Below are 12,581 nucleotides of genomic sequence, written 5' to 3'. Positions count from 1 at the left end.
GGCCGGGGCCGGGGCCGGGGCCGGGGCCGGGCCTGGGCCGAACTGCTCCGGTTCCCGGCCCTGTTCACCGTGCCCGGCGACGCCTTGGCCGGGGCGGCCGCCACGGGATCCCGTCCCACCCGCGGCACGCTCCTCGCCATCGGCGCCTCCGTCAGCCTGTACGCGGCGGGCATGACGCTCAACGACTGGGCCGACCGGGACGAGGACGCCCGCGACCGCCCGCACCGCCCGCTCCCCTCCGGCCGCGTCCGCCCCGCCCACGCCCTGGCGGCGGCGGGGGTGCTCACCGGGACCGGCCTCGCCCTGGCCTGCCGGGCCGGCCGGACGACCGGCGCGCTGGCCACGGCGCTCGCGGCGACGGTGTGGGCGTACGACCTGCGCCTCAAGGGCACCGCGGCGGGCCCGGCGGCGATGGGCGCGGCCCGCGGCCTCGACCTGCTGATGGGAGCGGCGGCGTCGGCCCCGGCGGGGTCGCGTGGCGTCCTGGGCCGGGCCGTCCCTGCGGCGACCGCCGGGGCGGGGGCGCGTGGCGTCGTGAAGTCGACCCTTGTGGGGGCCACCGAAGGGGCGAGGGCGTCCGGTATCGCGGGCCTGCTCCCCGCCGCGGCCGCAGCCCAGGCGGGGGCGCGTGGTGGCTTGAGGGCGGTCCGCGCCGGGGTCACCTCTTCGGTGGGGGTCCTCGGCCCCCTGGCCCCGGCGCTCACCGCCGCCGCCACCCTCGCCGTCCACACCACAGCCGTCACCACCGTCTCCCGTACCGAGGCCCAGGGCGGGTCGAGTGCCGGTCCGTTGGAGGCGCTGGCCGTAGGTGGCGCGATCGCCGCGACGCTGCTCACCACGCGGGCGCGGCGGCCGCTTCCGGAGGAGGCCCCGCCCGCGTCACCGACTCGCTCCGGACGGGGCCGTCCCACGAGTCCCGCCCCGATCACCGTCGCGGTCCCCGCCGCCGTGTACGCCGTCACCGCCCTGCGACCCCTCCTCCACGCCGCCCTCAACCCCTCGCCCCCGCTCACCCAACGCGCCGTCGGCGCCGGCATCCGCGCGCTCGTCCCCCTCCAATCCGCCCTGTCCGCCCGCTCCGGAGCCCCGGTGACCGCGCTGGCGACCCTCGCCCTCGCCCCACTCGCCCGCCGCTTCGCAAAGAGGGTGAGCGTCACATGACCTCGACCGGGCCCGCCCCCGCCCCCGACCACACCCCACCCCGCTGGGGCTACGGCACCAACGGCCTCACCGATCTGCGGCTCGCCGATGCCCTCGGGCTCCTCGCCGATCTCGGCTACGACGGTGTCGGGCTCACCCTCGACCACATGCACCTCGACCCCCTCGCCCCGGACCTGCCGGCCCGCACCCGCGAGGTGGCCCGTGCCCTGGACCGGCATCGGCTCACGGTCACCGTGGAGACCGGCGCCCGGTACGTTCTCGACCCACGCCGCAAGCACGGCCCCTCCCTCCTCGACCCGGACCCCGATGCCCGGGCCGCCCGTATCCGACTGCTCGTCCGCGCCGTCCGGGTCGCCGCCGACCTGGGCGCCCACGCGGTGCACTGCTTCAGCGGCGTCACCCCCGACGGCACCGCCCCGGACGCCGCCTGGAAGCGCCTCGCCGCGGCACTCACCCCCGTACTGGAGGCCGCCGACACCGCCGGCGTCCCTCTCGCCATCGAGCCCGAACCTGGCCATCTCCTCGGCACGATCGCCGACTTCCACCGGCTGCGCCGTGACCTGGGCAGCCCCGAAGGGCTCGGTCTGACCCTCGACATCGGGCACTGCCAGTGCCTGGAGCCGCTGCCTGTCGCCGACTGCGTCCGCGCGGCGGCGCCCTGGCTGCGGCACGTGCAGATCGAGGACATGCGCCGGGGCGTGCACGAGCATCTGCCGTTCGGGGAAGGGGAGATCGACTTCCCGCCCGTGCTCGACGCCCTCGCCGCCACCGGCTACCGGGGCCTGACCGTCGTCGAACTGCCCCGCCACTCCCACGCGGGCCCCCAACTGGCAGCCCGGTCCCTCGACTTCCTGCGCTCCGTGACCCGGCCGGCGCCACGAGGAGGCACACCATGACGTACGGCACCGGCTCCCTCCCGGCCCTCGGTACCGTCCGCGCACGCCTCGACGCCGCGCTGGACGCCACCGCCCACGCCTGGCTGCACGCGGCGCTCGCCGACGCGGCCGCGCGCCCCGCCCCCGGCGCACCCGAACATGGCGTCGAACCATGGGAGTTACGGTTCGCGGAAGCCGCCCGCCGCACCGGCGACGAGCACGCGGACGCCGCCCGGCTCCTGCTGCTGCACGCCGCCCGCGCCGACACCGCCACGCTCACCGCGCTGTACACGCAGGGCACCGCCGCCGAACGCCGCGCCGTACTGCTCGCCCTGCCCCACCTGGTGGAAGGCCCAGGCGCCCTCCCCTTGATCGAGGACGCCCTGCGCGCCAACGACACCCGCCTGGTGGAAGCCGCCGTCGGGCCGTACGCCGCCGCCCACCTGCCCGCCCACGCATGGCGGCACGCCGTCCTCAAGTGCCTGTTCACCGGGGTGCCCGTGGACGCCCTGGCGCGCCTTACCGAGCGCGCCCTCGGCGACGGTGAACTCGCCCGCATGCTGGGCGACTTCGCCGACGAACGCACCGCCGCGGGGCGCCCCGTCCCCGACGACCTGCACCGCGTCCTGGCCCTCACCGCGCCCGAGCCCCTGAAGGACGGCCGGGCCGACCCCCACGGCAAGGAGTCCTGATGCGTCTCTTCGACCCCCACATCCACATGACCTCGCGCACGACCGACGACTACAAGGCGATGCACGCCGCCGGAGTCCGGGCCCTGGTGGAGCCGGCCTTCTGGCTCGGCCAGCCCCGCACCTCGCCCGCCTCGTTCTACGACTACTTCGACTCCCTCCTGGGCTGGGAGCCCTTCCGCGCCGCCCAGCACGGCATCGCGCACCACTGCACGATCGCCCTCAACCCCAAGGAGGCGAACGACCCGCGCTGCACCCCCGTCCTGGACGCGCTGCCCCGCTACCTCGTGAAGGACCACGTCGTCGCCGTCGGCGAGATCGGCTACGACTCCATGACCGCCGCCGAGGACACCGCGCTCGCCGCCCAGCTGCAACTGGCCGCCGACCACGGCCTGCCCGCCCTCGTGCACACCCCGCACCGCGACAAGCTCGCCGGCCTGCGACGCACCCTCGACGTCGTCCGCGAGTCCGCGCTGCCCGTCGACCGTGTCCTGATCGACCACCTCAACGAGACCACCGTCAAGGAGGCGAAGGACTCCGGCGCCTGGCTCGGCTTCTCCGTCTACCCGGACACCAAGATGGACGAGGAGCGGATGGTGGAGATCCTGCGCGCCCACGGCCCGGAGAAGGTCCTCGTCAACTCCGCGGCCGACTGGGGCAACAGCGACCCGCTCAAGACCCGCAAGGTCGCCGACGCCATGCTCGCCACCGGCTTCACCGCCGACGACGTCGACCGCGTGCTGTGGCGCAACCCGGTCGCGTTCTACGGACTCAGCGACCGCCTTCGGCTCGACGTCCCGGCGACGGAACCCGCCACCCACGAAGGCAACTCGATCCTGCGCGGCGGTGAGTGACCCATGCGCTTCCGGCACCCCGACGGCTCCACCGTCCACCTCGCGTACTGCACCAACGTGCACCCCGCCGAGACCCTCGACGGCGTCCTCGCCCAACTGCGCGACCACTGCGAACCCGTGCGCAAACGCCTCGGCAGGGACCGCCTCGGCATCGGCCTGTGGCTCGCGAGGGACGCCGCCCGCGCCCTGATCACCGACCCCACCGCGCTGCGCGGACTGCGCACCGAACTCGACCGGCGCGGCCTCGAGGTCGTCACCCTCAACGGCTTCCCCTACGAAGGCTTCGGTGCCGCGGAGGTCAAGTACCGCGTCTACAAGCCGGACTGGGCCGACGAGGAGCGCCTCACTCACACCGTCGACCTGGCCAGGCTGCTCGGCGCCCTGCTGCCCGCCGACGCCACCGAGGGCACCGTCTCCACCCTGCCGCTCGCCTGGCGCACCGCCCACGACCCGCAGCGCGCCGAACGGGCCCGCGCCGCCCTGCGCACCCTCGCCGAACGCCTCGACACCATCGAGGAGCTGACCGGCCGCTCGATCCGCGTCGGCCTGGAACCCGAACCCGGCTGCACCGTCGAGACCACAGGCGACGCCATCGGCCCCCTCACCGACGTCGCCCGCGCCGACCGCATCGGCCTGTGCCTGGACACCTGCCACCTCGCCACCTCCTTCGAACAGCCCGACGCCGCGCTCGACGCCCTCGCCACCGCCCGCGTCCCCGTCGTGAAGGCACAGCTCTCCGCCGCCCTCCATGCCGAACACCCCCATCTGCCCGAAGTCCGGGCCGCACTCGCCGCGTTCGACGAACCCCGCTTCCTGCACCAGACCCGCGCCCGCGCCGACGGCACCCTGCACGGCGTCGACGACCTGGGCGAAGCCCTGTCGGCGGACGGGCAGGGCCTGCCGCAGGGCGTGCCCTGGCGCGCCCACTTCCACGTCCCGCTGCACGCCGCCCCCGCGGCTCCCCTCACCTCCACGCTCGATGTCCTCAAGGACACGCTGACCCGCCTCGTCGGCGGGACCCACCCGCTCACCCGCCACCTGGAGGTCGAGACCTACACCTGGCAGGCGCTGCCGCCGGCCCTGCGCCCGCGCGGGCGTCCCCAGCTCGCCGACGGCATCGCCGCCGAACTCGCCCTGGCGCGGGACCTGTTGACCGATCTCGGCCTCAAGGAGCTGCCATGACCTCCGGTCGGTCGTCTGATGCCCGGGGCGGCTCCGGCCCCACGCCACAGGGCTCCGCCCCGGACCCCGCGCCTCAATCGCCGGCGGGGCTTGAGGTGCCTACCCCGCTCCTCGTCCTGGACGTCGTCGGTCTCACCCCCCGTCTGCTCGAGCACATGCCGAACCTCGAACGGCTCGGTCGGTCCGGGTCCCGCGCCCCGCTCGGCACCGTGCTGCCCGCGGTCACCTGCGCCGCCCAGTCCACCTTCCTGACCGGCACGACGCCCGCCGAGCACGGCATCGTCGGCAACGGCTGGTACTTCCGCGAACTCGGCGACGTACTGCTGTGGCGCCAGCACAACGGTCTCGTCGCCGGTGACAAGCTCTGGGACGCCGCCCGCCGCGCCCACCCCGGCTACACGGTCGCCAATATCTGCTGGTGGTACGCCATGGGCGCCGACACCGACATCACGATCACCCCCCGTCCCGTCTACTACGCCGACGGCCGCAAGGAACCCGACTGCTACACCCGGCCCCCGGCCCTGCACGACGAACTCACCGACAAGCTCGGCACGTTCCCCCTGTTCCACTTCTGGGGCCCGGGCGCCGACCTCGTCTCCAGCCGGTGGATCATCGATGCCACCCGCCACGTCCTGGCCACCAGCCACCCCGACCTGATCCTGAGCTACCTCCCGCACCTCGATTACGACCTGCAGCGCTACGGCCCCGACGACCCGCGCTCCCACCGGGCGGCCGCCGACCTCGACGCCGCCCTCGCCCCGCTCCTGGACGACGCCCGCGCCGAGGGCCGTACCGTCGTCGCCCTGTCCGAGTACGGCATCACCCGCGCCGACCGCCCCGTCCACATCAACCGGGCGCTGCGCCGCGCGGGACTGCTCGAAGTGCACACGCAGGACGGCATGGAGTACCTCGACCCGATGGCCTCCCGCGCCTTCGCCGTCGCGGACCACCAGATCGCGCACATCTACGTACGCCGCCCCGAGGACCTCGACGCCACGCGCGCGGCGCTCGCCGAGCTGCCCGGCATCGAGCAACTCCTCGACGACGAGGGCAAGAAGGCGCACCAGCTCGACCATCCGCGCTCCGGCGAGCTCGTCGCCATCGCCGAGGCCGACGCCTGGTTCACGTACTACTACTGGCTCGACGACGCCCGCGCGCCCGACTTCGCGCAGCTCGTCGAGATCCACCGCAAGCCCGGCTACGACCCGGTCGAACTCTTCATGGACCCCCTCGACCCCTATGTGAAGGTCAAGGCGGCCACCGCCCTCGCCCGCAAGAAGCTCGGCATGCGCTATCGCATGGCGGTCGTCCCGCTGGACGCCTCGCCTATTCGCGGCAGCCACGGCCGGCTCCCGGCGAGCGAGGAGGAAGGTCCGCTCATCCTGTGCTCCACCCCCCACGTGTTCTCCGGCCGCGTCGCGGCCACCGAAGTGAAAGCCCTGCTCCTCGCCCTGGCAGGAGGAGCAGTTACAGAGAGTGAAGCACAAGCCACTGACAAGGCCCGGGCCCTGAGCCCGGAATCACCGGATCGAAGGAAGACACCGTGACCGAACTCCACACCACCCCCGACCCCGACGAGGCCCTCAGATCCCGCCTCGGCATCAACCGCCGCCGCTTCCTCAGCACCTGCACCGCGGTCGCCGGCGCCGCCATCGCCGCGCCCGTGTTCGGCGCCGCACCCGCACTCGCCCAGCCGGCGCCCGGCTCCTCCGGCGGCGGCCCCGGTACCAGGCTGGTCCCCGCCGACAAGCGCGGCATCATCCTGTACACCGTGCGCGACGCCACCGGCCGCGACCCGCTGAGCAGCAACCTGCCCTCGGGCTTCCGCGAGGTCTTCAAGGAGCTGGCCCGCTACGGGTACAAGCAGGTCGAGTTCGCCGGCTACGGCCAGCACGCCAACGCGCCCGGAGGGGCGAACCTGGAGTCCGTCGCGGGCGCGAAACTGCTGCGCTCGTGGCTCGACGAGTACGGCCTGCGCGCCCAGGGCAACCACGGCTTCATCCCCGCGTCCTGGCCGCTCACCCAGGCCGACACCGACCAGTTCAAGAAGCACCTGGAGATCGCGAACATCCTCGGCATGGACCACATGGGCACCGGCGGCGACCCCACCGGCAGCTCGTACAAGGCGGACTGGGACGTCGCCGCCGACAAGTGGAACGCGCTGGGGCGGATCGCGGACCGTGCGGGCCTCAAGCTCTACACGCACAACCACGACGCCGCGTACGGATTCCTGCTCGACGGCGGACCGCTCGACGACCAGGGCAGGCCCACCCGCAGCTCCGGCATCCGCAAGCTGGAGTACTTCCTGCGGGTCAGCGACCCGAAGACGGTGTGGCTGGAGATGGACATCTTCTGGGCGCACGTGGCCCAGTACAAGTTCCACACCTACACCGCGCACGACGGCTCCACACGGGAGAAGGTCTTCGACCCGGCCGCCCTCGTCGTCGCCCACAACGCGCGCTACCCGCTCTTCCACGCGAAGGACGGCACCCGCAACGACACCAACGGCATGGGCTACGACATGGTGCCCTTCGGCGAAGGTGTCATCGACTACCGAACGTTCTTCAAGCGGGTCGGCGCCCGCAACTACCACAACCCCATGGTCGAGCAGGACAACGCGCCCAGCTCCACCGACCCCGCCCAGTCCCTGACCCACGCCCGCATCGGCTACGACAACCTCGCGGCCCTGCGGAAGTAGCGCACAGCGCACATGAGTGGGGCCCGGCCGAAAAGGCCGGGCCCCACTCAACTGTTACAGACTCGCTTTACGTGATCATGTCAAGGATACCGCCTTCTCGTTCCGCCCCGGCTGTCGCAGCAGCAGCGCCACGAGCGCCGCCAGCATGGATATCCCGCCGGCCAGGGCGTACGCCCCGTTGTAGCCCCAGGCGCCGACCACCATCGAGCCGAGACCGCCGCCGAACAGGCCGCTGACGAGCTTCCCGCTGTACACCAGGCCGTAGTTGGTGGCGTTGTAGTTCTCCCCGAAGTAGTCCGGGGTCAGCGCCGCGAACATCGGGTAGAACGCGCCGCCACCGAAGCCTGACAGGAACGCGAAGACCAGGAACAGCCACTCGCTGCGGACATCGCCCGCCCAGATGATGCCGAACTGGGCGAGGCCGAGGACGACGATCACGAGGATCAGGCTCGGCTTGCGGCCCCACACGTCGGACATCCAGCCGACCACGGCGCGGCCGACACCGTTGATGACCGCCATGACACCCATCGAAGAGGCGGCGACCAGCGGACCGAAGCCGACCTCCTTGGCGAAGTCGACCTGGAAGGAGATGCCGAAGATCGACACACCTGCCGTCAGGACCAGGCTCAGCCACATCAGCGGCAGCTGGCCCGTCTTGATGGCTTCCATGGGGGAGTACTGCTTGACGGCCGGCGGGTTCTTGGCGAGGGCCGCCTCGCTCTTGCTGTTGCCGCCCTTGGCGAGCGGGTCGACCTCCGAGGGCCACCAGTTCTTCGGTGGGTCACGGAAGAAGAAGGCACACACCAGCACCACGACCAGCACATAGGCGCCGATCATGTCGAGCACCCGGTGGTAGTTCGAGGTGTCGAAGGCGTAGTTGAAGATGAAGATGAACGGAAGCGAGCCGTAGGCGAAGCCTCCGTTGACGAAACCTGTCCTGCCGCCTTTTCGTTCGGGATACCACTTGCCGACCATGTTGATGCAGGTCGCGTACACGAACCCGGAGCCGAGCCCGCCGATCACGCCGAATCCGAGGATGGCCAGCCACACGTTGTCGAGGTGCGACAGCGCGAGGAAGCCGAACAGGCACATGAAGGCGCCCACGTACATGGCCCGACGGGCCGGCATGATGCCCTTCTCCCGCAGCCAGCCGGCCGGGAACGCCACACCTGCCTGGAAGAACACCCAAATGCTCAGGATCCAGAAGGTGTTGGACTGCGACCAGCCGTGCGCGGACGAGAGTGTGTCCTCGGCCGACCCGTAGGCGTACTCGAAGACGCTGATGGCCATCATCGCGACCCATGGCAGATACACCATGAACTTGCGGGAGTGCCCGAGGATGTCCTGGTCGGTCTCGCCGACGCGATAGATCCGGCCGTGCTCGTCGGTGATTTCTCGGTACCGGCTCCCCGTAGCCGGTGCCGTGTTACTAGCGGAGACAGGTTCCGCCGTCATATCAAGCCATCTCCTCACCAAGGGGGTGTGGGTTGGGGTGTACCTCACGGTTCTTGGGCCTACCGGGCGGGGACAGGAAGATCGCTACGAAGCCGGCGAAGAACGAGATGCAGCCGGCCAGGATGAACGCACCTGAATGCCCCCAGGCACCGACGACGACGGACCCCATGCCCGCGCCGAGTCCTGAGACAAGCTTGGAGCTGTAGACCATTCCGTAGTTGGTGGCGTTGTTGTTCTCACCGAAGTAGTCCGCGGTCAGGGCCGCGAACATCGGGAAGATGGCACCACCGCCGAATCCGGAGATCGCGGAGAAGATCAGGAACATCGCGAGCATCTGCTCCGACGCCGACCAGATGATGCCGAACTGGGCGAGGCCCAGGATGACGCAGACCGCGAGCAGACACTGCTTGCGGCCGTACCGGTCGGAGAGCCAGCCGATGACACCACGACCTGTGCCGTTGACGACCGCCTTGAGTGACATCGCGGTGGCCACGATGCCGCCCGCGAAGCCCGCTTCCTTGCCGATGTCGACCTGGAAGGCGATGCCGAAGATGTTCACACCCGACGTACAGGCCAGGCAGAACCACATCAGCGCGACCCGGCCGGTCCTCCATGCCTCCATGGGTGTGTACTGCTTGACCGCCGGCGGGTTCTTCTCCAGCGACCGGCGGGCCCGCGGGTCCTCCGGAGGGTTGAGCGGGTCGATGTTCGCCGGCCACCAGTTCTTCGGCGGGTCCTTGAAGAAGGAGCCCGCTACCGCGACCATCGCGGCGAGCAGGACACCCACCGAGACCAGCACCCAGCGGAAGTTGGTCAGGTCCATGAACCCGGTGAACAGGAAGACGAACGGCACGGATCCGTAGGCGAAGCCGCCGTTGACGAATCCGGTCTTGCCGCCCCTGCGCTCCGGGTACCACTTGCCGACCATGTTGACGCAGGTCGCGTACACCATGCCGGCGCCCATACCGCTGAAGACACTGAAGCCGATGTAGGCGACGATGACGTGCGGTGCGAAGGCCAGCGACAGATAGCCGAGGAACGTGCCCACGGCGCCGAGCATCATGGCCCAGCGGGCCGGCAGTTTGCCGCTCTCGCGCAACCTGCCCGCGGGCATGGCCACGGCCGCCTGGAAGAACACCCAGACGGTCATCATCCAGAAGATGTGTCCGCTGTCCCAATGGTGCGCGGTGTGCAGGGTGTCCTCGGCGGACGCGAACGCGTACTCCGCTGACGAGATGCCCATCATGCCCACCCAGGGCAGGATGACCATCCACTTGCGCCCGCGACCCATGATGTCGATGTCGCTCTCGCCAACGCGGTACATCCGGCCGTTGGCGTCCGTCACCTCCCTGTAGGGGACGGAACTCGGCAGATCGGTTGTTGTCATGTCGATCGTTTCCCTTGCGTCGAAAGATCTGGGCAGCGCCCCCTGTCCAAATTTCTTTCGTGTGCGCACGGGGCCTGGGTCCGGTCGGCGCACACCGCCGACCGGACCCGCCGGTCGCCTACGTCATCGACCGCCCCCCAACTTCCCCGCCGCGCGGGCCCACTTGTACTTCGCGCCGAGGACCGCGACAGGCTTCTCGGTCGTGTACGGGTACGCGACGACACCCCGGTCGAAGAGGTACTGGCACGCCTCCTCGACCTCGACGTCGCCGGCCAGCGAGGCGACCACGGGCTTCTCGATGCCGCGCTCCCGGAACTCCTGGACGACGCGCGCCGTCACCTCCGCGAACACCATGGGCGGGGTGACGATGGTGTGCCAGTAGCCGAGCACCAGCGAGTGGATGCGCGGGTCCTCAAGGCCCAGCCGGATCGTCGCCTCGTACGTCGACGGGGGCTCGCCGCCCGTGATGTCGACGGGGTTGCCCGCGGCGCCGAACGGCGGGATGAACTTCCGGAACGCGGCGTCCAAGTCGGCCGGGATCTCCATCAGTTCGAGCCCGTTGTCCATCACGGCGTCCGAGAGCAGCACACCCGAGCCACCGGCCCCCGTGATGATCACGATGTTGTCGCCCTTGGGCGTCGGGAGCACCGGCAGCGCCCGCGCGTACTCCAGCATGTCGTTCAGGCCGGGCGCCCGGATGACACCGGCCTGCTTGAGGATGTCGTCGTACACGGCGTCGTCGCCCGCGAGCGCGCCCGTGTGCGAACCGGCCGCCTTCGCGCCGGCCGCCGTACGGCCCGCCTTCAGGACGACGACCGGCTTCTTCGGCACGGTCTCGCGCGCGGCCTCCACGAAGGCGCGCCCGTCCTTGAGGTCCTCCAAGTGCATCGCGATGCAATCGGTGTTGGGGTCCTCGCCGAACCAGGTGAGCAGGTCGTCCTCGTCGAGGTCCGACTTGTTGCCGAGCCCGACGATCGCCGAGACACCCGTCTTCGTGGTGCGCGCGAAGCCCAGGATGGCCATGCCGATGCCACCGGACTGGCTGGTGAGGGCGACGCCGCCCTTCACGTCGTACGGCGTGCAGAACGTGGCGCACAGGTTCTGCCACGTCGAGTAGTAGCCGTAGATGTTCGGACCGAGGAGGCGGGTGCCGTACCGCTCGGCGATGGCCACGATCTCGTCCTGGAGCTCCTGTTCGCCGGTCTCGGCGAACCCGGAGGGGATGAGGACCGCGTTGGGAATGCCCTTGCGGCCGACCTCCTCCAGGGCCGACGCCACGAACTTCGCGGGGATCGCGAAGATCGCCACGTCCACGTCACCGGGCACGTCCGTGACGCTCTTGTACGCCTTGCGGCCCAGGATGTCGTCGGACTTCGGGTTCACCGGGTGGATCTCTCCGGTGAAGCCGCCGTCGATGAGGTTGCGCATCACCGAGTTGCCGATCTTGCCCTGCTCGTTAGAGGCGCCGATCACGGTGATGGAGGACGGCTGCATCAGCCGCCGCATGGAGGTGAGCATCTCCTCGCGGGAGTACTTGCGCCGCTGCTTCTGCTCACCTTCGGCGAGGATGACGCGGATGTCGGCTGCGAGCGCGCCCTTGGGGGTCGCGATCACCGGGTTGAGGTCGACCTCGGCTATCTCGGGGAAATCCGTGACCAGTTGGGACACGCGGCGGATCTGCTCGGCCAGTGCCTCCCGGTCGACGCCCTTGGCGCCGCGCACTCCGCGCAGCACCTCCGCGGCCTTGATCGAGTCGAGCATGTCGAGCGACTCGTCGACCGACACCGGCGCGAGCCGGAAGGTGATGTCCTTGAGCACCTCGACCAGGACGCCGCCGAGCCCGAAGGCGACGACCTTGCCGAACGTCGGGTCGGTGACGGACCCGACGATGACCTCCTGGGTGTCGGGCCCGGTGGGCAGCAGTTCCTGCACCTGGATGCCGGTGATGCGGGCATCGGCCGCGTAGGCGTGCGCGTTGTCGACGATCCGCTGGTACGCCTCCCGTACGGCGGCCTCGCCGTCCACGCCGACGATGACGCCGCCGGCGTCGGTCTTGTGCAGGATGTCGGGCGACACGATCTTGAGCACCACGGGTCCGCCGAAGCGGGCCGCGGCCGCCACCGCCTGGTCGGCATCGGTCGCGAGCTCCTCGCCCGGGACCGCGATGCCGTACGCGTCGGCGATCACCTTTCCCTCGGGCGCGGTGAGCGCTGTACGTCCCTCGGCCCGTACGGTGTCGAGCAGCGCCCGTACCTTGAGCTCACGTTCCTCGGCCATCAA

At 70.9% G+C, this 12,581-nt stretch carries 9 protein-coding genes and 1 pseudogene; 7 read left to right on the top strand and 3 right to left on the bottom strand.

Annotation, left to right across the window (positions count from 1 at the left end; genetic code table 11):
• The 7 genes and pseudogenes from OKJ99_RS41115 to OKJ99_RS41085 all read left to right on the top strand — a co-directional run.
• Window positions 1-1,161: SCO3242 family prenyltransferase (locus tag OKJ99_RS41115; RefSeq protein WP_326023677.1), on the top strand; the 1,161-nt coding region annotated here is incomplete at its 5' end.
• A complete protein-coding gene (locus OKJ99_RS41110; protein WP_326023675.1) occupies window positions 1,158-2,057 on the top strand; it encodes a sugar phosphate isomerase/epimerase family protein in 900 nt (299 codons plus the stop codon). The genes OKJ99_RS41115 and OKJ99_RS41110, both read left to right, overlap by 4 nt.
• Window positions 2,054-2,728, top strand: coding sequence for an EboA domain-containing protein (locus tag OKJ99_RS41105; RefSeq protein WP_326023673.1), 675 nt, complete (start codon window positions 2,054-2,056; stop codon window positions 2,726-2,728). Before OKJ99_RS41110 ends, OKJ99_RS41105 begins: the two co-directional genes overlap by 4 nt.
• Window positions 2,728-3,579 (top strand): TatD family hydrolase, encoded by an 852-nt coding sequence (locus OKJ99_RS41100; RefSeq protein ID WP_326023671.1) that lies wholly within the window; start codon window positions 2,728-2,730, stop codon window positions 3,577-3,579. Before OKJ99_RS41105 ends, OKJ99_RS41100 begins: the two co-directional genes overlap by 1 nt.
• 3 nt (window positions 3,580-3,582) lie before the next feature.
• On the top strand, window positions 3,583-4,761 hold the full coding sequence (gene eboE / locus OKJ99_RS41095) for a metabolite traffic protein EboE (RefSeq protein ID WP_326023669.1): 1,179 nt from the start codon (window positions 3,583-3,585) through the stop codon (window positions 4,759-4,761).
• A pseudogene (locus tag OKJ99_RS41090) lies at window positions 4,758-6,221 on the top strand (alkaline phosphatase family protein); the annotation flags it as partial. The gene eboE and the pseudogene OKJ99_RS41090, both read left to right, overlap by 4 nt.
• Window positions 6,222-6,304: 83 nt before the next feature.
• Window positions 6,305-7,459: a sugar phosphate isomerase/epimerase family protein gene (locus OKJ99_RS41085; RefSeq protein WP_326023668.1), complete on the top strand. Its 1,155-nt coding sequence runs from the start codon at window positions 6,305-6,307 to the stop codon at window positions 7,457-7,459.
• 75 nt (window positions 7,460-7,534) lie between these two features.
• On the opposite strand, the gene OKJ99_RS41080 is transcribed toward OKJ99_RS41085, so the two are convergent.
• The 3 genes from OKJ99_RS41080 to OKJ99_RS41070 all read right to left on the bottom strand — a co-directional run bounded on the left by OKJ99_RS41080 (window position 7,535) and on the right by OKJ99_RS41070 (window position 12,578).
• Window positions 7,535-8,914 (bottom strand): OFA family MFS transporter, encoded by a 1,380-nt coding sequence (locus OKJ99_RS41080; RefSeq protein ID WP_326023666.1) that lies wholly within the window; start codon window positions 8,912-8,914, stop codon window positions 7,535-7,537.
• A gap of 1 nt (window position 8,915) precedes the next feature.
• The gene (locus OKJ99_RS41075) at window positions 8,916-10,301 is read right to left on the bottom strand and encodes an OFA family MFS transporter (RefSeq protein WP_326023665.1); all 1,386 of its coding nucleotides are present in this window, start codon (window positions 10,299-10,301) and stop codon (window positions 8,916-8,918) included.
• Window positions 10,302-10,424: 123 nt separating this feature from the next.
• Window positions 10,425-12,578 carry an acetate--CoA ligase family protein gene (locus OKJ99_RS41070; RefSeq protein WP_326023664.1) on the bottom strand — a complete coding sequence of 718 codons (2,154 nt, stop codon included), beginning with the start codon at window positions 12,576-12,578 and terminating at the stop codon, window positions 10,425-10,427.
• Window positions 12,579-12,581: the final 3 nt, after the last annotated feature.

The sequence above is a fragment of the Streptomyces endophyticus genome, from assembly GCF_035798155.1.
Lineage (GTDB): Bacteria > Actinomycetota > Actinomycetes > Streptomycetales > Streptomycetaceae > Streptomyces > Streptomyces endophyticus.
The sequence above is the reverse complement of the archived record's forward strand: the minus strand, read 5'-3'. Positions and strand labels throughout refer to the sequence as shown.

Coding starts and splice junctions, on each gene's coding strand:
- OKJ99_RS41110 (WP_326023675.1), top strand. CDS start 1,158: ATGACCTCGACCGGGCCCGCCCCCGCCCCCGACCACACCCCACCCCGC.
- OKJ99_RS41100 (WP_326023671.1), top strand. CDS start 2,728: ATGCGTCTCTTCGACCCCCACATCCACATGACCTCGCGCACGACCGAC.
- OKJ99_RS41075 (WP_326023665.1), bottom strand. CDS start 10,301: ATGACAACAACCGATCTGCCGAGTTCCGTCCCCTACAGGGAGGTGACG.
- OKJ99_RS41070 (WP_326023664.1), bottom strand. CDS start 12,578: ATGGCCGAGGAACGTGAGCTCAAGGTACGGGCGCTGCTCGACACCGTA.
- OKJ99_RS41080 (WP_326023666.1), bottom strand. CDS start 8,914: ATGACGGCGGAACCTGTCTCCGCTAGTAACACGGCACCGGCTACGGGG.
- OKJ99_RS41105 (WP_326023673.1), top strand. CDS start 2,054: ATGACGTACGGCACCGGCTCCCTCCCGGCCCTCGGTACCGTCCGCGCA.
- eboE (WP_326023669.1), top strand. CDS start 3,583: ATGCGCTTCCGGCACCCCGACGGCTCCACCGTCCACCTCGCGTACTGC.